16 protein-coding genes are annotated in these 22,033 nt (G+C 61.1%); 8 read left to right on the forward strand and 8 right to left on the reverse strand.

What is annotated here, in order from left to right; all coding sequences use genetic code 11:
* Positions 1-186 precede the first annotated feature (186 nt).
* From AC0SZ7_RS17455 to AC0SZ7_RS17470, 4 genes are read right to left on the reverse strand one after another with little or no spacing between them, the layout of a single operon-like run.
* Positions 187-1,740 carry an AMP-binding protein gene (locus AC0SZ7_RS17455; protein ID WP_475505547.1) on the reverse strand — a complete coding sequence of 518 codons (1,554 nt, stop codon included), beginning with the start codon at positions 1,738-1,740 and terminating at the stop codon, positions 187-189.
* 15 nt (positions 1,741-1,755) lie between these two features.
* Positions 1,756-2,445: a phenylacetate--CoA ligase family protein gene (locus tag AC0SZ7_RS17460; RefSeq protein WP_475505548.1), complete on the reverse strand. Its 690-nt coding sequence runs from the start codon at positions 2,443-2,445 to the stop codon at positions 1,756-1,758.
* On the reverse strand, positions 2,442-3,755 hold the full coding sequence (locus AC0SZ7_RS17465) for a phenylacetate--CoA ligase family protein (protein WP_475505549.1): 1,314 nt from the start codon (positions 3,753-3,755) through the stop codon (positions 2,442-2,444). Before AC0SZ7_RS17465 ends, AC0SZ7_RS17460 begins: the two co-directional genes overlap by 4 nt.
* A 45-nt stretch (positions 3,756-3,800) precedes the next feature.
* Positions 3,801-4,886 carry an amidohydrolase family protein gene (locus AC0SZ7_RS17470; protein WP_475505550.1) on the reverse strand — a complete coding sequence of 362 codons (1,086 nt, stop codon included), beginning with the start codon at positions 4,884-4,886 and terminating at the stop codon, positions 3,801-3,803.
* Between the two features lie 402 nt (positions 4,887-5,288).
* On the opposite strand from AC0SZ7_RS17470, the gene AC0SZ7_RS17475 reads away from it, so the two are divergent.
* The 8 genes from AC0SZ7_RS17475 (at position 5,289) to AC0SZ7_RS17510 (ending at position 17,367) form a co-directional block, all read left to right on the forward strand.
* Positions 5,289-6,818: a class I adenylate-forming enzyme family protein gene (locus tag AC0SZ7_RS17475; protein ID WP_475505551.1), complete on the forward strand. Its 1,530-nt coding sequence runs from the start codon at positions 5,289-5,291 to the stop codon at positions 6,816-6,818.
* Positions 6,815-7,636 carry an enoyl-CoA hydratase gene (locus AC0SZ7_RS17480; RefSeq protein WP_475505552.1) on the forward strand — a complete coding sequence of 274 codons (822 nt, stop codon included), beginning with the start codon at positions 6,815-6,817 and terminating at the stop codon, positions 7,634-7,636. The genes AC0SZ7_RS17475 and AC0SZ7_RS17480 overlap by 4 nt, the downstream gene beginning before the upstream one ends.
* Before the next feature lie 32 nt (positions 7,637-7,668).
* A complete protein-coding gene (locus AC0SZ7_RS17485) occupies positions 7,669-8,955 on the forward strand; it encodes an FAS1-like dehydratase domain-containing protein (RefSeq protein ID WP_475505553.1) in 1,287 nt (428 codons plus the stop codon).
* On the forward strand, positions 8,952-10,127 hold the full coding sequence (locus AC0SZ7_RS17490; RefSeq protein ID WP_475505554.1) for an acyl-CoA dehydrogenase family protein: 1,176 nt from the start codon (positions 8,952-8,954) through the stop codon (positions 10,125-10,127). Before AC0SZ7_RS17485 ends, AC0SZ7_RS17490 begins: the two co-directional genes overlap by 4 nt.
* A gap of 13 nt (positions 10,128-10,140) precedes the next feature.
* Entirely contained in the window at positions 10,141-11,217 is a 1,077-nt protein-coding gene (locus AC0SZ7_RS17495; RefSeq protein ID WP_475505555.1) for an acyl-CoA dehydrogenase family protein, read from the forward strand.
* A 46-nt stretch (positions 11,218-11,263) separates the two neighbouring features.
* The gene (locus AC0SZ7_RS17500) at positions 11,264-12,406 is read left to right on the forward strand and encodes an amidohydrolase family protein (RefSeq protein ID WP_475505556.1); all 1,143 of its coding nucleotides are present in this window, start codon (positions 11,264-11,266) and stop codon (positions 12,404-12,406) included.
* Between the two features lie 154 nt (positions 12,407-12,560).
* A complete protein-coding gene (locus AC0SZ7_RS17505; RefSeq protein ID WP_475505557.1) occupies positions 12,561-14,957 on the forward strand; it encodes a CaiB/BaiF CoA transferase family protein in 2,397 nt (798 codons plus the stop codon).
* A gap of 28 nt (positions 14,958-14,985) precedes the next feature.
* Positions 14,986-17,367 (forward strand): enoyl-CoA hydratase-related protein, encoded by a 2,382-nt coding sequence (locus AC0SZ7_RS17510; RefSeq protein WP_475505558.1) that lies wholly within the window; start codon positions 14,986-14,988, stop codon positions 17,365-17,367.
* A 147-nt stretch (positions 17,368-17,514) separates the two neighbouring features.
* On the opposite strand, the gene AC0SZ7_RS17515 is transcribed toward AC0SZ7_RS17510, so the two are convergent.
* The 4 genes from AC0SZ7_RS17515 to AC0SZ7_RS17530 form a co-directional block, all read right to left on the reverse strand.
* On the reverse strand, positions 17,515-18,540 hold the full coding sequence (locus tag AC0SZ7_RS17515) for a zinc-dependent alcohol dehydrogenase (RefSeq protein WP_475505559.1): 1,026 nt from the start codon (positions 18,538-18,540) through the stop codon (positions 17,515-17,517).
* Positions 18,541-18,599: 59 nt separating this feature from the next.
* On the reverse strand, positions 18,600-19,415 hold the full coding sequence (locus tag AC0SZ7_RS17520; RefSeq protein WP_475505560.1) for an SDR family oxidoreductase: 816 nt from the start codon (positions 19,413-19,415) through the stop codon (positions 18,600-18,602).
* Positions 19,412-21,079: a flavin-containing monooxygenase gene (locus AC0SZ7_RS17525; RefSeq protein WP_475505561.1), complete on the reverse strand. Its 1,668-nt coding sequence runs from the start codon at positions 21,077-21,079 to the stop codon at positions 19,412-19,414. The genes AC0SZ7_RS17520 and AC0SZ7_RS17525 overlap by 4 nt, the downstream gene beginning before the upstream one ends.
* Before the next feature lie 71 nt (positions 21,080-21,150).
* Complete coding sequence (locus tag AC0SZ7_RS17530) at positions 21,151-21,903, reverse strand: TetR/AcrR family transcriptional regulator (protein WP_475505562.1); 753 nt, start codon at positions 21,901-21,903, stop codon at positions 21,151-21,153.
* Between the last annotated feature and the right edge of the window lie 130 nt (positions 21,904-22,033).

A 22,033-nucleotide genomic window follows, 5' to 3' on the forward strand; every position in this document is an offset into this window, starting at 1 on the left:
GAGAAGCAATTAACCTTACAATCATACTAATCCTATATCTGATTAATCGTCAATACGATTGTACTGATTAAGAAAGCCATTGGGGAGCGGTTGGGAGAGGTGCTGGGATTAGCGGCGGGCAAAAAAAAACGCACCTGCCCTGCTGTGGGGCCAACAGGTCAAGTGCGTTTGAACGCGTGGAGCAGATCAGTTAACGCCTGGGTACCCTCCTCCCCCATACATTGCATCGACCGCCTGGCGATCGGTCTGGCCATCACGGCATTTAGGCAAGGCTTCGGCAAATTCGATCTGCTTGGGCTTTTTGTACGAGGCCAGACGCTCACGGCAGTGCTCGATTATCTGCGCCGCATCCAGCGACTGCCCCGCCCGCAGGACAACCACAGCCTTGACATTCTGTGACCACACCGGGTCGGGCACGCCGAGTACGCAAACGTCGAGCACCTGCGGTAGCTGGCGCAGACAGCCTTCGACTTCCGCGGGGTAGATGTTTTCCACCCCTGACTTGATCATGGTGGTCTTGGGGCCCACGAAAGCGATGGAGCCGTCAGCCAAGCGCTTGCCCAAGTCTCGCGTGCGATACCAGCCGTCCCAAGTGCGCTGCTGGTTTTCCTCCAGACGATTGAAGTAACCATTCATGACTTGCAGCCCGCGCACCTCGATCTCGCCCGCCTCGCCCGGAGCCAGCTCGTTCCCCTGGTCATCGACAATGCGGACCTGGACCAGCGGCGACGGTCGCCCCGCCCCTTCGCCTCCCAACCACCCCATCACCGCAAAGCCCATGATTTCGGTCTGGCCATACAGGACAGGCTTGCGATTGAGGGGAGCCGAAGCAGGCATGACCAGGGGATTGGTCCACTCGGGGGCCAGCGGCGAGCTCCACAAGCTGGCGGTGTCGTAGCTGCCATCGGCATTGAGCTGGCGGATCTGCTCCAGCGTCGGATGAGCAACAAAAGCATGCGTGACCCGTTCGGCCTCAATCAACCTGAGCATATCTTGGGCATCGACCCGCGGCAGGAAGACATTTTTTCCACCAAACAGGAACGTCGACAGCGTCGTGACCAGAGTCCCCAAATGAAACAGTGGGCCAGAGTTGAGAAATACTGAGGACTCGCTGACGCTTTCCGCGTATGCCACCATGATGCCTTGGTAAAGCAGGGTCGAGTGGCTCAGCAAGGCAGCATTGGGATGCCCTGCGAAGGCAGCGGTATAGATCGCCAACAGTGGCCACTCGGCATCCACCTGCTGCTCCTGGCGTTGCTCGTCGAAGCCAGTCAACCAATCTTCATAACCCCCTTCACCGTCCAGATCGGACTGTATCCAGGTGCACGGATGTCGAGCCAGTGCACGGGCGGCTTGTACGGTTTGACCGATTTCCGCCTCTTGCCAGATCACCACCCGCGGGGTGAAGTCATCTATCACGAAGGCCATTTCATGTTCGCTCTGGCGCCAGTTGGCAGGGCAGAACACCGCGCCTATGCGCGCGGCGGCCAACAGGCATTCCACTACGCGAAAAGAGTTCTGGCCCAGCCACAGCACATGGTCGCCCTGCTCCAGGCCCGCAGCCTGCAGGGCATTGGCCAGGCGGTTGACCCTGCGATCGAGTTGCGGCCAGGTCAGGCGCCGGTCCCCATCCACCAGCGCATCGAGCAAGGGTCGCGAACGACGGTGTTCACTGAGCACATCGGCCAGCCCATGCTGGCGGATCTGCCGATAGGCATCTGTCTTCAACGTCGGCTGCATGTATTGAGCTCTCCCCTATTCAGGCAGGATGCGTGGGCCAGGGTTGCCGCAGCGACACCCTGAGTGAATGACGCGCGCTTTGACGCCGGTCCTATAGGCCTGGAACGGCTGGCAGCGCTCTAAACGACTGCTGATAACCACTTCGCCGTCTTGCTCATCGACCAGCCATTCGAAGCGATCAATGTGGGCACCTTCGCCCGCGCTGCACTCCACCGCCACTGCTGGTCCCAGCTCCAGGCACCGGTACAGTTTCAGACCAGGCGTGCCGACCAAACTCGCGTATGCCTGGGGCCACGCCCACAGAATCATGCCCTGGAACAACTGCTCGGGCTGCAAGCCCATACCGCGCAATCCATCGAGAGTCGCCTGGGTAATGCCATAGACGCCCGCCAGCTTGAAGCGACGGACGATGGACTCCACACGCTTGGCGTCGTACAGCGACGAGTCGGCCGACACAGCCACCATGTTGTACTGCATGATCGCCCGTTCCATCCCCAGGGCCTGCACGCCTTCGTCGAACAATGCCGTCACCATCAGGTTTTGGCCGCTGCGAAAATGAAAGGTGCTCAGCACCTTGAGCATCGCCCGGGTCCAGCGTTCGGCTTCAAGCGCTGAATAAGCCAGGCTCTGGCGAGCACCGCTGGCATCGTGGAACCGCCCCACGGCCATGGGAGGCATGGCAAACGTCGGTTGTGCACTGTTCATGATTTCACCACCCTTGGAATCTTGTTTGGCGGGCCGTTCTTGAGCAAATCGGCATTGGCCACGGCCTGGACCTTAAGCGGAATCTGCAGAATCCCGGCCAACGTGTCGGCGATGCGCACCTCCAGGGCTTCGACACTGTCCTGCAACGCGGTCTCGTCATACCCCACCCGCAGGATCAACAGGTCCACTTCGCGTTGCGGCCGCACCATCTGGAACAGTCCGCTGCGCGCCTCAGGAAATTGCTCCAGCAACGGGAAGACATCCATCGGCAAAATGGAGCGGCCAGCGACCCGCATTTCGTCGCTCTTGCGGCCGATGGGCTTCAGGCGGCCGTGGGTGCGACCGCAACTACACGGTTTGCGGGTGAATTGGATCAGGTCGTCGGTACGGTATCGAATCAAAGGAGCGACATCGTCAAGCAGCGCCGTCACCACCAGTTCGCCCCGCTCGCCGTCGGCGACGGCCTCGTTGCCGGCTGGGTCGAGATGCTCGATCAGCGCCAAGTCTTCCCAGGTATGCATGCCATCGTGGGCACGGCACTCCATGGTAGTGGCGATATCGCCCAAGGAGCTGAGTTCAAAGATTTCCAGCCCCCACGACTCGACGACGTGCCGAAAATGCGGGCTCATGGGTTCGCCGCCAAATACCGCGCCGCCATAGGATGAAAAAGCCTCGCGCAGATCGTCACCGGTTTCCTTCTGGTAGCGCTCCAAGGCAACGATCAGGGGCGTTGAAAGCATGAACAGCGCTTTGGGTCGAAACTCACGAGACGCCTTCACCAAGTGCGGCATCTGGTCAGGAAGGTGTTGCAAGGTCAGCGGTCGCATACCGCAGTCCAGCCACTTGTCAGCGTTCAAACCTTCACGAAACGTGAACAGCGCATAGGTGAAATAGTCAGTGGGCCGCACACCCATGTGCCACAACTCGCGCTTGAGCCCTGCAATCGCCACGTGATATTCACTGCGTGGCAGCGGCGTGGGGTCACCCGTGGTACCGGAGGTGAAACCCACGCCACGCAAGTGCGGTGGCCCTACACAGGTCAGGCCGCCATAGGGATCGCCGTGGCGGTCACGAAAATCGCGGATGGTGTCCTTATCAATGAAAGGCACCTTTTCGCGAAAATCGGCCAGGGAGCGAATATCCTCCGGGGTGATACCTGCTTTGTCCCATACCTCGCGTACCAATGGCGATTGGTTGTAGGCGTAGGGCAACAACTGCAGTATACGGACCTCCTGCAACCGTTCGATGTCCTCGCGCGGCATGGTTTCGACCGCTGGGTCGAAGAACCTGTCGTCATCTAGTCTGCTCATGGCTTGTCCTTGTTATTGTTTGACTGTCACCGATCGCTGGATGAGTTACTGGAATTGCGGCAACGGCAAGCGGAACAACCGCGCCGCGTTGCCACCCAGAATATCGGCCTTTTCCTGTTCACTGATGTCTATGCCATCGAACAGCCCGGCGATGATGGCCTTGGAATGCGGGAAAGTGCCCTCGGCGTGGGGGTAATCCGATGCCCACATCAAGGCCTGGGTGCCGGTAACCGCACGGGCCGCGATGCAAGCCCGATCATGCTGGAATGACGCCTTGACCTGGCGGCGAATGATTTCGCTGGGCTTGACCGACAGCTTGGGTTGCACAAAGGCGGCGTGGGCGTGATACACCTCGTCCATGCGTTCAGCCAGGGCGCCAAGCCAGCTGGCACCGCACTCGATGATCGCCACCTGGGTCCGTGGGTTACGGTCCAGTACCCCACCTGCCACCAGATACGTAACAGTGTCGATACCATCATTCATCTGGCGCGTGTAGTTGACCACTGCCGCACCCGGCCCACGTTCGTGGATCACGGTCTCAAGGCCAGTGCCAGTGTGCATCACCAGCACGATGCCCAACACACCAGCCTCATGGAAAACCGGGTCCCAGGCGGGGTCGTTGTACTTGGGCACCCCGCTGGGCGTAACTGACGGCAGCATTGCCGCCGTGAAGCCCAGCCGCGCCACTCGTTTGATCTCTTCGACGGTATGGCGCAGGTCGCGCACCGGCAAAATGGCGCAGCGCACGAAGCGGTCGAGATGCGCCGAGAAAAAGCCATTGTTCCAGTTGTTATAGATCTGCGTGGTGGCGTACTCGGCCTCGACATCCTTGATGGCGTAGGCCCACAGGCCCAGGCTGGGGAAGCAGATTTCGGCGTCGATGCCGTCTTTGTCCATGTCCTGCAGGCGGCCTTTGAGGTCATGCAAGCCGACACGTTTAACCCCTTCGATATCGACCACATTAAGGCGCATCTTGAAGATCACCTCCTCGTCGGTACGGGTAATAAGTGTCTCGCCTTCGCGAACGGCATGAATGGCATGTCGGCGTAGCGAAGCAGGCAACCCTTCACGGAACAGGTCATTGGGCTCACGCACATGGGAATCGGCACTGAAGATGAAATGGCCAGCCATGGTTGGACAGTCTCCGTCGAGTTGAACCAGGGCGAATGATCGCCTCAGGGAGGCAGCGGGCAAAGTCGGCATGGTTACCCCAACGTACCGGCCACCACTAAAAAACGCTTAATCATTGTGCTGATTATCATTGCATGGCGGATTACCGCTGTCCATAAGTGGCGAGGCGTACCCCACGCTTTTATCGACCGCTTGGGAAACCGCTGTTTGCCTCCCACCCTCCTCTGAAATGCGGTAGCCCTTTATTTTCGGGCACTGCAAAGACATCTGGGGCAAAGACAGGAACGCTGACGCTGACAAATTATTTGCTTAATCATACAGCTCATTGATACGATAAATTTCATCGCACCCCTTGCCCGTTGTTCGGCGAGCCCTGTGAACCTGTGACGAGAGCCATTGACCATGACGTTAGACCTCGCTTCAAGCATAAGCAGCGTGCTCACGCTGGCACCTGATGCCCCCGCCCTGGAATATCAGCAGCGCTGGTACAGCTGGGGCGAGGTAGGCTTGATCATGCAACAGGCCGAAACGTTGTTGGCCGACCTGCCGACAGGAGCGCCGGTGGGCATCTTGCTGCGCAACCAGCCCGCCGCAGTGGCCATGTTGCTGCAGGTACTGGCCAGCCGCCGCTGCGTGGTCACTCTCAATCCGTTTCAATCTGCAGACAAGATTGCCCAGGACCTTGAGGCATTGGCCGTGGATGCAGTGATCGCCGACGAACAGGACTGGCACGCACAAGCACTGCGTCAGGCGGTCGCCAGTAAAGGCTGCCAAGCGTTGAGTATCAGCTCCGCAGGTACCTTGCGGGTCGGCCCATTGGCCGGCCACTGCGTGAACCCTCAGCGCCTGCCAGCTCCACTGCAGCAGGGCATTGCCATATTGATGCTGTCCAGTGGCACCACGGGGCCGGCCAAGCGTATCGCCCTGCCCTACAGCAACCTGGAGCATTCGCTCCTCGATGCCGCGCACTATGAAGACAACAAGAACAAAGGGCAGCAGGCGCTGAAAACATCACCGGCCATGCTGGCAATCCCGCTGGTGCATATCGGCGGCATGTATGCCGCCGTGGCCGCGGTGATCGGTGGGCGCTCGATCATCATTCTGGAAAAATTCTCGGTGCACGAATGGACCCAAGCAGTGAGTCAGTACAAACCGAAGGTAGTTTCTTTGCCGCCTACCGCCATTCGCATGATCCTGGACGCAAATGTCGCCCCCCACGAGATTGCCAGCCTGCTGGCAATCCGCACCGGCAGTGCGCCGCTGGACCCGCAACTGCAGATCGACTTTGAGCAACGCTATGGCGTTCCGCTGCTTGATGCATACGGTGCTACCGAATTTGCCGGAGCAGTGGCCGGCTGGAGCCTGCGCGATCATCAACGCTATTCAACCACCAAGCGCGGATCGGTGGGCAGGGCGCAACCGGGCTGTGAAATGCGGGTAATCGATCCTGACACCGGCAGCGCCCTAGGTACCAACACCGTAGGCCTGCTCGAAGTCCGCTCCCCCCAGGTTGACGCACAGCGTTGGGTACGGACTACAGACTTGGCGGAGATCGACGACGACGGTTTCCTGTTCATACGCGGACGCAGCGATGCGGCCATTATCCGCGGCGGGTTTAAGGTGCTGCCACGCGATGTTGAACAGGTGCTGCGCGAGCACCCGGCCATCAATGAGATATGCGTGGTGGGGCTGGCTGATCAACGCTTGGGCGCGGTACCGGTCGCAGCCCTTGAATTGCGCCCTGGGGCAACTCTGGACGAACAAGAACTGGTGGCTTACGCACGCAACAAACTGGTGGCCTACCAGGTTCCGGTGCGCTGGCAGGTGGTGGAAAAGTTGCCTCGCACACCTTCGTTGAAGATCAGCCAGCACGAAGTGCGGCTGTTGTTCACCGCGACCCAAGACCTGCAGAACGCGGCGGTGGCGCAATGAGCGACCAGGAAGCCCTGCTGACGCACCTGGACCAGGGCGTGCTGACCCTGACCTTCAACCGGCCTGAGCGTCTCAATGCGTTCAATCCAGCTCTGATGCGCGCATTCTCGGTGGCCGTTCGCGAGGCGGGGGCCAATCCCGAGGCCCGTGTGGTGGTGATCACCGGTGCCGGGCGAGCGTTCTGTGCAGGAGGCGACCTGAGCGGCGACAAACCTCAGGACAAAGGGCGCGAGCCGTCCCGCCCGCGAGCGCCCGACAGCCTGGCAACGCGCATTGACTGGCTGCGCCGCAACATGGACGCCACGCGCCTGCTATTTGAAATGCCCAAACCGACTATCGCCATGATCCGGGGCGCCACGGTATCGGTGGGTATGGCTATCGCTGCAGCCTGCGATTTTCGCGTGGTCTCCGACAACGCCAGCTTCATCACCGGGTTCGCCAAGGCTGGGCTCTCCGGCGACTACGGCGTCAGTTACTTTCTGACCCGACTGCTGGGCACCGCCAAGACCCGGGAGCTGATGTTCCTGGGTGACAAGATCAAGGCCGAAGAAGCCCTGCGCATTGGCCTGGCCAGCCAGGTGTGCCGGGACGACGAACTGTTGTCCAACACTGCCGAGCTGGCCAGGCGCCTGGCCGGCGGCTCGCCGATCATCCAGCGCTATATCAAGCAGAACCTCAACGCGGCACTGGAGATGCCTTTGCCGGCATCCCTGGATCTGGAAGCGACCCTCAATGTCCTGTCGGCCCAGACCAATGACCATAAAGAAGCGGTGCGCGCGTTCATGGAGCGTCGCGAGCCGGTATTCAGCGGCAGCTGAAACCTCCCTTACCTGCCTGATCTGGAGCGCTTATGTCTGACCAAACCCTGACTGAAGATTTCAAGAAAGCCACTGCTTACGAGCTGACCGACCACGACATCGAGCGTGCCCGTTTGTTGTTGGGCGTGGACGTGGCCAGCCGCGACCAGGAACAGATTGGCACCGCGACGCATGACAACATCCGTTCGTTTGCGTACGCGTGCGGCAGTGACAACCCGCTGTTCACCAACCCCGAGTATGCCGCCGGTACCCGCTGGGGTTCGGTGATCGCACCGTCAATGATGGCCGGGGTAATCAACCGCCCCATGCGCGGCGACCCCATGGACCCGGAACTCAAGGCCCAGACCAAGAGCCTTTTCCGTGGTATCCACATGTTTATCTCCGGCGGCGAGTGGACCTTTTTCAAGCCTATCTTTCCTGGCGATACGCTGTACAGCTTCGGTGGTGAGGACGGCCTGGAAGTCAAACAGTCGGAATTTGCCGGCCGATCACTGACCCGATTCAACAGCCAGATCAAGGTCAATCAGCGCGGCGAAGTGGTGTCGGTGTACCGCTACCGGGCAATCATGACTGAACGTAAGAAGGCCCGAGAAACCGGCAAGTACAAGGACATTCGCCCGGCCGAGTACAGCGATGAAGATCTGGCGCGTATCGACGAGATCTACAGTGCCGAGACTTCCCGTGGCGCGGCAGTCCTGTATTTCGACGATGTCAGCGTCGGCGATGTACTGCCTGCCGGCGCAAGTGGTCCGTTGACGGTGACCGACGTGGTCAACTTCCATGGCGGTGGTTATGGCTGGGTGCCCTATGGCCTGCGTACCGGCCGCCTGTGGAACCTGAATCGCAAACGCATCGCCCCCTTCTATGTGAAGAACGCCCAAGGCATTCCCGATGTAGCCCAGCGCCTGCACTGGGACAGCGAATGGGCCCAGGCGATCGGTAACCCCATGGCCTATGACTATGGCGTAATGCGGGAAAACTACCTGTTCCGCTACCTCACCGACTGGGTAGGCGACGCTGGCTGGGTATACAAGCAGTATGACGAGATTCGCAAATTCAACTACATGGGCGATACCCAGTTCATCAGCGGCGAGGTCGTAGGCAAGCGCGAGGAAGATGGCCTGAACCTGGTCGACGTCAAGTTGAAAATGACCAACCAGCGGGGCGAGGACACCGTGCTGTGTGACGCGGTGGTAGCGTTACCCTCCCGTGCTCAGGGCGCACTGGTACTGCCCGAACCGCCAACCGACCTCAAGGTGCGTGCGGCGCGCATGATGGCCAGGCACTGGGAACTGAGCGCCGGGAAGCCTGCGCCATGAACACCGTCCATGATCATTTGCAGGCGCTGGCCGACTATCGCCGGGAAGTCGCTGACTTCCTCGCCCGGGAGTGGCACCCGAAAACCACCGACAAGGGCGTGTTCCGGGGCTTGGCCATTGAACAGGGATACTTGTACCGCACCGTCCCCAAAGCTTACGGCGGCTCCGAACAACCTGCCGATTTGGCCCGTGCACAAGTGATCCAGGAGGAGTTCGCCCGTGTACGTGCCCCCATGGAGGTTCCCGGCGTGGGCACGGGCATGCTGGTGCCCACCCTGCTGGCTTGTGCCACGCCCTGGCAGAAGGGGCGCTTCATCGCTCCTACGCTCAAGGGGGAGATTCGTTGGGCCCAAGGGTACAGTGAACCCAACTCTGGCTCCGACCTGGCATCCATTCGCACCAAGGCTCGCCTGGAAGGCGATCACTGGGTCATCGACGGGCAGAAGATCTGGAGCTCTGGCGCCGACAAGGCGCACTTCATGTTCATGCTGGTGCGTACCGAACCCGAGGCGTCCAAGCATGGCGGCATTTCCTACCTGCTGATAGACCTGCGCCAACCAGGCATTACTATTCGCCCGCTGCGACAGATCAATGGCAGCGACGAATTCAGTGAAGTATTTTTCGATGGTGCCCGGACTCCCGCCGATTGGATTGTGGGTGAACGCGGCGAGGGCTGGAAGGTCTCCAAGACCACCCTGTCGGCCGAACGCTCGGGCTTCATTGGCGCCGCCGAAAGCTCTGTCACGCTGCACCGCAAGTTGCAGGAGCTGGCCAGTCGGCATCTGCTCGATGGCCAACCGGCGATCCGCGATCCACGGATCCAGGACCGACTGATCGTTCTCGAGGGCATGGTGAGTGCCCATTACCACAATGTGCAGCGCCAATTCGCCTTGCGCCTGGCTGGCCAGGAACCGGGCAACGTGGCCTTGATGAACAAGTTGATCGTGACGCGCATCGCGGCAGAAGTGGCTGACATCGGCCGCGACATCCTCGGCGATGCCTTCATGCTCTCGCCATTCGGTCGCGAGGCCGAAGCAGGCCCGGAAAAATGGCTGAACCAGTACTTAGGTTCGTTGGGCATTGCCATTGCCGGTGGTACCTCGAACATTCAGCGCAACGTCATCGCCGAACGCGGTTTGGGCCTGCCCCGCGACAGCGTCGCGGCTCAATGAGGAGGCACTTGCCATGAACTATCTGCTCAACGACGACCAGTTGGCGTTCCAGCAAACCGCTCAAGACTTTCTTGCCGACCATGCCGATTCGGCGGTGTTGCATCACATCGCCGATCGGGGCGCAGGTTGGCAGCAAACGCTGGCCGAACTGTGGCAGGGATTTGCCGACCTGGGCTTCACGGGGCTGCTGGTGCCCGAACAATGGGGGGGTATCGGCCTGCAGGTGGCCGATGCCGCATTGGTTGCCGAGACCCTCGGTGGCGCAGTCGCGCCTCTGCCCTTCAGCCCTCACCAATTGGCGTGCTTGGCGCTTGTACGCGCGGGCAGCCCGGAACAACAGGCACGCTGGCTGCCGGCGTTGGCAAGCGGCACCGTGATCGGCACAGTGGCACTGCACGCCGCCGCCCCGGCCTGGCAGCCGGCCGGCTGGCAGGCACAGCCTGGCGCGGCCGGCCAGGCTGTTTTTGAGTTCGTCCCTGTTCCTGGGCATGCGGTACCGGTGCTGGCGATTGTCGGCATCGCCGGGGGTGGCCTGGGATTGATAGAGCCCGATGCCCCGGGCCTGAAGTGGCAGCCGCAAGCGTGCATCGATCCCACCGCGTTCTTGGCCACCTTAAGCGTGGAGCAGACGCAGATCCAGCCACTTCCCGCCGGTGAAGCCCACGCACGCACGGTGATTGCTGCCGGCCATGCCCTGCTGGCTGCCGACGCGTGCGGCGGCACAATCCGCTGCGTGGGCCTGGCGGTGGACTACGCCCGGATCCGCGAGCAGTTCGGCGTGCCGATCGGCCAGTTTCAAGCCGTGAAGCACCAGATCGCCGACATTGCCCTGGAAGGCGAGCCTAACCGTCCGCTGTGCTGGCACGCGGCCCAGGCCGTGGACACACAGGAGCCTCTGGTGCCGCGCCTGGCCGCCTTGGCCAAAGCCCACCTGAGTGATGCCTACCTGCGCACAGCGCGCCGGACCATCGAACTGCACGGCGGATTTGGCTACACCTGGGAGGCCGACCTGCACCTTTACCTCAAGCGCGCCATGTTCGGTTCCGCCTGGCTCGGCAGCGCCGTGCAACTGAGGCGCCAATTGTCCTGACCGTCGAGACGCCTGCCCCCTTACAACTTCAACAACAAGGATATTCATGATGCGGCCATTCATCTTCAGCTGCGATGCTCATATCGTCGAACCCCCGGACTTGTTCACCAAGGGCCTGCCAGAGCACTTGCAACACTGGGCCCCCAACGTTGCCCTGGACGAAGCCAAGCGCATGCGCCTGAACCGACTGGGGGAAAACGTGATCTTCAAGATTCCCTTGGACTTCCATGCGCACAAGGTCGGCGACTCCAACGATCTGGACGTGCGTCGCCTGGGCGCGCGTGACCTCAAGCTGCGTTTTGCCGACATGCAGCGCGACGGCGTCGACGCCGAGCTGGTTTTTCCAAGCCTGGGCCTGCTGGTGTCACGCATCCCCGATCGCGACGCCGCCCGGGAAGCGTGCAAGTTGTACAACGATTGGGCATGGGAGTATCTGGATGGTATCCGCTCTACCCTCATTCCCGCAGCCATCATTCCCCTGGTGACACTGGAAGACGGCATCGCCGAGCTCAAGCGCGTGATAGGCATGGGCTACAAGGCCGTGATGATGCCGCCGGCGGGACTGGAGTCGGCTCCGCGTTACAACGATCCGGCCTGGGACGAATTCTTCGCCCTGTGCGCCGCTGCCAAGGTGCCCATGGTTTTTCATACCGGCACCGGCAACGTTAACCTGCGCGCCATTCGCGGCCCCGGCGCGGCACTGTTCAATTACGCACGACAAATGAACGATGCCATCGATGTGATCTCGGCTTTGGTTGGGGGCGGCATCCTGGACCGCAATCCTGATGCCCATATCCTCTTCGTGGAAGCCGGCGCAGGCTGGTTGCTGGGCCTGGCCGAGCGCATGGATGAAGTGTACGAAGGCCATGCCCCTTCAATTCAACCCAAGCTGTCGCGCAAACCTAGCCAGATCGTGCGCGACCAGGTGCATTGCTCGTTCCAGAACGATCTGGGCTGTCTGCTGACACTCAAAGGCCTGACCATCGAGAACTTCCTCTTCGCCACTGACTACCCGCACAGCGAAGGTACCTTCCCCTACTCCCGGGAACTGGTAGCCGGCATGTTCGACCAGGTGCCCGAGCTCACCGAGCACGACCGCGCCGCAGTGCTGGGCCTGAATGCGGCGCGCATGTTTAACATCGACCCCCAGGAGGTAGCTACGGAAACCCAACGCGTCCTGAGCGCTTGACTGCCACGCGGCAATGAAAGCATTGCCGCAAAACAGTCACAATGATATATCTGATTAAGGTCGCGCGAAAACAATAACATTCCACCATTCGAGGATGGGACACACTATGCGCCAAGATGCTACACCGCCCCTTTCCGCCATGCCCTTGGAGGGCATGCGTGTCATCGAGCTGGCCAATGGCAAGACCGACACGGCAGCACGTCTGCTCGCCGACCTTGGCGCCCAGGTGATTCTGATTGAACCACCGCAGGGCTTGCCTCAACGCCGGGCTGCGCCACTGGTCGGCTCGGCCAGTCTGGACTTCATGACCCACCACGCCAATAAGCAAAGCCTGGTGCTGGACCTGCACACCCCCGAGGGAAAAGCGCGCTTCCAGCAGTTGCTCGATAGCGCCGACCTGCTGGTCGATGGTAGCGGCCCCCAGACCCTGGACCAACTGGGGCTCGGATTTGACGTGCTACGCACACGCAAGCCGGACTTGCTGCTGTTGTCCATCAGCGACTTTGGCGCCAGCGGTCCGTATGGCGACTACCAGGCTAGCCACGCCGTGCACGCGGCCCTTTCCGGCGTCCTCTGCCGTTCCGGGAAACCGGGCGAGACGCCGGTATTGCCGCCCGGAAAGCTTTGCTGGGAATCGGCGGCGATTCAGGCCGCCTGGGTGGCGCTGTTGGGTCATTGGCAACGGTTGCAGACCGGCGTTGGCGACCACCTGGACTTTTCCATTCAGGAAGCCATTGCCCAGGTTCTGGACCCAGGGCTGGGCGTAACCGGCAGCGCCGCAGCTGGCAAGTCGGCGCTCGACTCCACGCCCCACGGCCGTCCGCCAGCAGTGCCACTGTACCCCATCATTGCCTGCAAGGACGGGCACATGCGCCTGTGCGCACTGAACCCAAGGCAATGGGAAGCATTGCGCGACTGGCTCGGCGATGACCACCCATTCTGCGACCCACAATATTCCAATATCGCCAAGCGCATGGCGGTGGCCCCGCAGATCAACGCGCTTTGCGCAACACTGTTTCGAGATGCCACGACGCAAGAATTGCTTGCCGAAGGACAACGGCGCGGCGTGCCCATCGCGGTGGTGGCGACGCCAAGCCAAGTGCTGGCTGATGAACATTTTACTGCCCGAGGCAGCTTCCAGCCCTTCCACCTGGCTGATGGCAAGGTCGGCCAAATCGCTTCCGGCTATCTGGAAATCGACGGCCAACGGGCCGGGCCGCGTCAAGCCGCGCCAGCGCTCAACGCTCACGCCACAGACCTTTTCGCTGCCCATGTCGCGGCACCGCGCGCGCCAGCCAGCCAAAGCTTTTCTCCCACCTTCAAGCGTCGCCCGCTGGAAGGCATTCGTGTGCTTGACCTGGGTGTCATCGTCGCTGGGGCCGAAGCCGGCCGATTGATGGCTGACCAGGGCGCGGAAGTCATCAAGGTAGAGAACCGCGCCTTCCCGGACGGCGGACGGCAATCCTTGACCGGTGAGCCTATCACCCCCTCCATCGCCCAAGGCCACCGCAACAAGCAAAGCATGGGCATCAACCTGCGCAGTGACACCGGCAGGCGGCTTTTCAAGCAACTGGTGGCCAAGTCTGACGTACTGCTGTCCAACTTCAAGCCTGGCACGCTGGAATCACTGGGACTGGGTTATGACGTGCTCAAAGCCATCAACCCACGGCTGGTGATGCTCGACAGCAGTGCCATGGGCAATACCGGGCCGCAGAGCCGTACGCTTGGCTATGGCCCGCTCGTACGCGCCAGCACTGGCTTGGCCTGGCTATGGCGCGACCCGCAGATACCTGATTATTTCGCCGATGGGGTCACGATTTACCCCGACCACCTGGCGGCCCGAGTCGGGGTGTGCGGAGTGCTCGCCTTGTTGATCCGCCGCGAGCGCACTGGCCTGGGCGGTACTGTTAGCGTGTCCCAGGCCGAGATATTCCTCAATGCCAATGCCGAGCCGTTTCTGCACGAATCTCTGCAACCGGGTGCATTCGCGCTGCACGGCAATGGCTCTGCGCACTGCGGGCCTCATGGCGTGTACCGCTGCGCCGGCGAGGATCAATGGTGTGCGGTCAGCGTGCAGGACAATGGTCAATGGCAGTCGCTGGCGAATTTGATGGGCCGCCAGGATCTGCTCGACGATCCAACCCTGAGCACAGCCCAAGGCCGAGTACAGCAACGCGAGCGCCTGGACCAGGCCGTTGGCGCGTGGACGGCAGCCTTGAGTTCACGAGAGGTGATGCAACAGGCCCAAGCGCAGGGGATCAGCGCGGGTTTCATGCTCCGACTGAGCGAATATCGCGACGATCCGCAGCTGACCCACCGGCAATTTATCGCCACTCTGGAGCACCCCGGGCTACCCGCCCCCCTGCCGACCGAAAGCCAGCTTGCTCACTCGCTGCACATACCATCACCGCCCTTGCGCCCCGCACCTTACCAGGGCGAACACACCCGTGAGCTGGCTGCACGGCTGCTGGGGTTATCGCGCGCTGAAATCGACAGCCTGATTGCCGATGGCCACCTGGAAGACCAAACACAGCTGGCAGCCAAGGCCTGACATCATGAAAACTCATAAGGATTGCCCCGTGAGCGTGAACCTTCCTGACGACCAGACCCCGATCATCATTGGCGTTGGCCAGATCAGTGAACGCCTCGAAGACCCAGGCTACCACCAGTGGTCACCCACGGCGCTGGCGGCCGAAGCCGCCAGGGCCGCCTGCGATGATGCCCTATCGCTAGCCGCTTTGGCGCCCCATGTGGATGCTGTCTACGCCATCCGTACCGTGGCCGACTCGGCACCGGCGCCGTTACGACCTCAGCGCGCTCCTTTTGGCTCACCTGATAACGTCCCGGCCGCCGTTGCCGCGCGCCTTGGCCTTGAGCCGACCCTGCACGTGTACTCGCCCGCCTGCGGTGATGAACCGCAAAAGCTGATAGGGGAAATCTGCGAACGCCTGGCCCAAGGCGAGCTGCGCATGGCGCTGCTGTGCGGCGGCGAAGCCGCTTCAACACAACGGGCCGCACAAGCCGCAGGCCAGCAACTGAACTGGTCCGAACACCATGAACAGGCGCTGGAAGACCGTCACTGGAACGTGGGCGCCATGCGCACCAAGCACATGAACGACCAGAACTTGATCATGCCCACCACCGTCTACCCCTTGCTGGAGCAGGCCCGTCGCCGGCGCCTGGGGCTTGATCGCCAGGCATATGCCGAGCAGATGGGAGATCTGATGGCGCCGTTTGCCAAGGTGGCCAAGGCCAATCCCCATGCTTCGAGCAAGAAGGACTGGACCGCCACAAGCATTGCTACCCCGGGCCCGGATAACCGCATGATCGCCGACCCGCACCCCATTGCGGTGGTAGCACGCGACCAGGTCAACCTAGGCGCCGCCTTGGTGCTGACCACGGTGGGCCAGGCTCGGGCGCTCGGCGTGAGCGAGAATAAGTGGGTGTACCTACATGGCTACAGCGCGCTGGACGAACGTCAGGTACTGGAACGCCAGGACCTGGGCGCCTCTACCGCAATGGCACTGGCCTATGAGCAGGCGCTGCAGGAAGCCAACGTCAGCATTGAACAGATTTGCTACTTAGATATTTATAGCTGCTTCCCTATCGCGGTGTTCAGTGCCCTCGATGCATTGGGCATCGAAGCTGATGATCCGCGTGGACTGACCGTTACTGGAGGCCTGCCGTACTTTGGCGGGCCCGGCAACAACTACTCCAGCCACGCGCTTGTGGAGCTAGTGCATCGGTTACGCGCCGACCCGGGTTCGTTTGGACTGCTGGGGGCCAACGGCGGTTTTCTGTCCACCCATGCCGTGGGCGTCTACTCCACGAAGCCTAAAGCCTGGCATGCCTGCGACAGCAGCACCCTCCAGGCGCGGGTCAATGCACTGCCCGCGCCCGCCTTCACCCTCGATCCACACGGCTGGGGCCACGTGGAAAGCTACACCGTGCTCCACGACAAGTCCGGGCCCCGAGAGGTGATAGTGATCGGCCGCCTCGACACTACCGGCGAGCGCTTCGTGGCCAACAGTGCCCCAGGGGATGAATTGACGGTTCGCGCCTTTGTTGAGCAGGACGGTTTCGACCTTCCCGTGACCCTGCGCCATTGGCAGGGTGTCAACCGCTTTGCGATCAGCCAACTGGCCCTCGATGAGCACGTCCCCAAGACGCCTTTGACCCTACAACCGCACTACACCTACGTGAAGGTCGAACGTCGCGGTGCCGTCCTGGAAATTCAGATCAATCGGCCGGAGGTCAACAATGCGTTGATTCCTGAAGCCAATGACGAGTTGGACCAGATCTTCAGCGCCTTCGAGGCCGACAGCACGCTCTGGGTAGCGATCATCAGCGGTTCTGGTGACAAAGCCTTCTGCACCGGCAATGACCTCAAGGCCGCCTCTACCGGGCGCCGAATGTGGATGCCACGCAATGGTTTTGGTGGCTTGACCGCCCGCCTTAACCGCGAAAAGCCGGTAATTTGCGCGGTCAATGGCTATGCCATGGGCGGCGGCTTCGAGATAGCCCTGGCCAGTGACCTGGTGGTAGCCGACAGTCAGGCGCAGTTTGCCTTGAGCGAAGTGCGCGTGGGGTTGCTGGCAGGTGCCGGAGGCTTGCAGCGGCTGACCCGACAGATTCCCTACAAACAAGCCATGGAGATGATCCTCACGGGCCGTCGTGTGGGGGCTGAAGAAGCTCGCCAGCTGGGTTTCGTGAACCGTCTGACCGCCGCGGGCAAGGCACTGGAGGGTGCGCGAGCACTTGCCGAGGAGCTGTTGGAATGCTCCCCCAACTCGATCCGCCTGTCCAAACAGCTGCTCAATGAGCAGTCCCGCTACGCCAGTGAGCTGGACTCGGTGCGTGTGCCGTTCAAGGCAATCGACCGGGTGGTCAACAGCGAAGACAGGTTCGAAGGCGCCATTGCATTCGCACAAAAGCGCAAACCCGTGTGGAAAAACCGCTAAGTAGGTTTTGAACCCAACAGTCATCTCGCGGCCGGCCAGTCATCACATGATGACTGGCCGATGTCAGCCATGCTCAGCAACCTATCCTATATCCACGCTGTCAGCCCTACCGGCCAATTGGAGGGCAGAACTACCGTAAAGGCCTCTCTATCCTCGCACGCGCCCTGGCGACACTAGAATCTTGCCGAAAGCATTGGGCTGGGCCAGCGCGGCCATAGTCGCGGGCAACTCACCCAGACTGATTTCATGGGTAATCATGGGCCGAGGATTGATGCGCCCCTGGGCGAGCATCTTCAGGGTGTAACTAAAGTGCCGGGCTTCGTACATCATGCAATAGAGGATACGCAATTCCTTGAGAAACGGAATGATCCGTCGAGTGGACTCCTCATGCATGTGCAAGCCGCCAATCACCACCCGCCCGCCGCGCCGGGTCAATGCGGTGGCCAGATCTAGGCTACCAGGGCGACCGATGCATTCAATCACCAACTCGGGCGCCCCGCCCAGTTCGCGCGAACAAAACGATGCCAGATCGTCCGTCAATGGGTCACACACGGCCGTGGCGCCCAATGTGAGAGCTAGGTCACGACGCTCCTGCACTGGATCACTGACCACAATGTCACCGATGCCCAACGCGCGCGCCCACACCACCACGGCCAAGCCAACCGGTCCTGCACCCAGTACCACCAAGCTTTCGCCTGGTTTCCAGGCCGCGACCTCGACCATTTTCAGCCCCACGGCCAACGGTTCGACCAAAGCGCCTAGGGCTGAATCAACTCCGGCTGGCAGGAGGAAGGTTTCTTTCTCGCCAACCAGCACATACTCGGCGAATGCGCCATTGGCCGGCATGTTCAAGCCAATCATTCGGGTGCCAGGGCAATGCGCTGGATCGCCCCCCAAGCACTGCAGGCAGCGCCCGCAGCCCATCAGGGGCAAACTGCAGACACCGTCATGCAAACTGAAGCGCTCAACGCCGGCCCCTAGCTCGGCGACAGTTCCGGCGAACTCATGGCCTAAAACCGCAGCCTGGGCCTTATCCGTCTGAACGACGTGCAAATCGCTGCCGCAGATACCTGCACGCTCCACCTTGAGGAGTATTTCGCCCGGTCCGGGCGTGGGGACATCAATCTTCTGGACTGTAATGTGATGGCGCCCGTGCAAGATTGCGGCGTGCATGCTACGAGCGGTCGTGCCTTTACACTGCGATGACCTACAGGTCTCGCCACATTGATGGTCTACCAATGCTCTTCTCCCCGTTCCAATACTTCGGTGCCACCATCAATGCTCAGAAACTGCCCGACCATCAGGCTATTGGCTGGGCTGGAGAGCCATAACATCAGTTCGGACACTTCCTCAGGCTTGCCGTAGCGCCCAAGCACCTGCGGATGCATATCACGCACCACTTGGGCACGCACGGGGTGGTCCTTGAGTGCTAGTCCTGCCTCGGTTTCGATATAGCCAGGCGCCACCACATTGACGATGATGCCGCTGCCACCCCAACGCGGACTGACGACGGCGCGGCGCGCCCAGCGGATCAGGGCAACTTTGCTACTGGCATAAATGCCCACAGGCGTGCGCTGGTTGACCAGGCGACTTTCGCTCTGCGCTGCGGCCCTGGCCATCAGGTCCTCCGCCCGTTGCAGCGCCGCGACTTCATTGCCTGCCAGGTAGAAGTCGACCAAAGCGCGGTCATCACCACCCGAATACGCCATGCGTGAAGACACCAGCACTACCCTTGGTGCCTTTGACTTGAGCAGTAGCGGCTGCAATCCCTCAAGGATGTCCACTGAACCAAAATAATTGAGGCCGGCGCTGGTGGTATTGGAAAGCAGCATGCCGGCGCAGGTAATAACTGCATCCAGGCCTTCGCAAGCCAAGGCGTTTACCTGATCGACCAGGGATGCTCGCCCCTGCGCAGTCGACAGGTCGGCCACGACGTCGCCTTCATGCAGGTCGGCACGTAACACCCGCCAGCCGCGAGCCTGAGCCATAGCGGCCGTGGCTTTGCCGATACCATTGGCGGCACCAGTGATTAGAATGGTCCCGCTCATGCTCCCACCTCCTGAGCAGCGGCCGTTGGGATCAATGCCCCCGTCAAGGTGAACCCCTCATACCCATTGGCCGCCACCGCGTCACAGAAGCGCCGGTAATTACCGAAGCCCCCCACGAACGGCATGAATACCCGCGGTTTGCCGGGCACGTTGGCACCCGAGTACCACGAGGTGGCCTTGCGGTGCAGGGTCAACTGCGCCAGCGCCGCGACTTTTTCTACCCAGGCGTCTTCGGCAGCCACCGTCGCTTCAATCAGCGTCTTGCCCTGAGCTTGCAGATACCCCAGGCAGTCCATGATCCAGTCAACATGCTGTTCGATCCCCACCACCACGTTGGCCAGGGCGCCGGGGCTCTGGGGGCCGGTCATAACGAACAGGTTGGGGTAACCGGCGGTGGCAAGGCCAAGGTAGCAACGCGGCCCATCACGCCATTTTTCTTTAAGCGCCCGGCCGCCGCGGCCGGTCACATGAATGCGCGAGAGCGCACCGGTAATTGCATCGAAGCCAGTGGCGAACACCAGTACGTCCAGCGGAATTTCCTGATCGGAGGTCTGCACGCCGCCTTCCGTGATGCGCTCGATAGGCGTGTGCTTGAGGTTCACCAGGCTGACGTTGTCGCGGTTGAAGGTCTCCAGATACTGGCTGCCAATGCAAAGGCGCTTGGCGCCCAGCGGGTGGTCGTTGGGGCATAGTGCTTCGGCCACCTGCGGGTCTTTGACGATGCTGCGAATCTTGCTGCGCACGAAGTCCGCGGCCGTCGCATTGGCCTCTTCATTGACCAGCAGATCGTTGAACGAGCCCAGGAAGGCCAGGCCATTGATGCGGTAGTTCTCCTCATAGATAGCCTGCCGCTCCTCGGGCGTGGCAACCAGGGCGGACTTGTCGTTGAACTGGTAATGAGATCCACCGTTTGAATACCGAGTACGTTCACGAATCTGCGGGTAGAGGGCCTGGTAGCGCTCGTGCTCTTCATCCGTCAGCGGACGGTTGCCAGCAGGCAGGACAAAGTTGGCGGTGCGTTGGAAAACCGTGAGGTGCGCGGCTTGTTGGGCAATCAAGGGCGCCATCTGCACCCCCGTGGAGGCCGTGCCCACCAGCCCTACGCGCTTGCCGGTGAAGTCCACGCCGTCGACAGGCCATTGAGTGCTGTGGTACCAGGTGCCCTTGAAGTTATCCAGGCCGAGAATGTCCACGGGTTTGGGCACCGTCAGCGAACCAGTGGCCATGATCACGAACCGTGCGCTGAACTGTTGACCTGCCTGGGTCGTCACGCTCCAACGCTCCTGGGCCTCCTGGAAATGCGCCTCAGTCACCCGAGTGTTGAACTGAATATCACGGCGCAGATCGAAACGGTCGGCCACGTGCTGGATGTAAGCCAGAATTTCGCCTTGGGTAGCGTAGCGTTCGGACCATCGCCATTCCTCCTGCAATTCCTTGGAGAAAGAGTAGGAATAAATCACGCTTTCCACGTCACACCGGGCACCAGGGTAGCGGTTCCAGAACCACGTCCCTCCCACGTCGTGGCCAGCCTCAAAGGCTCGAACGCTCAGGCCCTGCTCGCGCAAACGGTGAATCAGGTAAAGCCCGGCGAAACCGGCCCCTACCACGATGACATCGAAATGGCCGTGAGCCGTGTTGGCTCCAGGCAGTCCTGCATCAGTCATGGCCCAATCTCCTGGGTGTCGCGATCATATCGCTATAATTATTGTATGTATGATTTATACCTTTACCATTATTACCACGGTTTTACTGGGCCCTCAATAGCCTCATCAGGCTTGTCACCCTGGAGAAAGAGGTTGTGCAGCATGGACGCGATGGTCATCAAGGTGTCGTCGTCGGCCAGGTACTGCGGACGCTCAATGGCGATTGTGCGCACCACCAAGTGCAGGGTGCGACAGAACAGGTACAGGCGCTTCTGCGCAGCACCGCCTTCGATAGGCCCGCAGAACCTCTTGAACAACAAGCGCGCTGCGCCATCGACCGGCGGCTGGTAGGGGATGTCGGCGGGCAGTAGGCGCAGGGCCTCGTAATAGCGTACCTGTCGGCCATTGGTGTCCGGGTCGATGGCATGCAGGCGCCGGCGCAGTGCCAGCGCCTGGCGGGTGATCAAGCGAATTCCCTCGAACAGCCCGGCTTCCACGGGTAACGCTTGCATGTCCGCCTGCATGCGCTTGCCAGCTTCAACGCAATAGTCGATGAAAAGCACGTCCACCAGGCTGTCCATGCTCGGGAAGTACTCATAGATCGAACTGGCGCCAACCCCCGCGTATTCCGACAAGCGCGTCAACGTCAAGGCCGAGCGGCCTTCCCTTTCAAGCAAGTTGCGCGCGGCCTGTTTGAGGGCATCGACCAGTGCTTCGGAGCGCGCCTGCCGCGGCAGTTTGCGCAATTGCCCAAATTGTTCGAGCGCCTGCCCGGCATCGGCTAAGGGGATACCTTCCGGGACGGGATCGCCCGAAGGGGTGAAGCGGGTTAATACGTACCGCATGTCCGTGCCCTTCCATTGCGTCAATGCCTGAGCGAATCCGGAGCAATCCGCAAACGCCGAGGAAAATACATTGGAAATCAACGTTGTATGAAGCTGCGCGTTTACGGATTCTCGGATAGGTAAGAATCCG

The organism is Pseudomonas sp. JC1203, assembly GCF_056175065.1.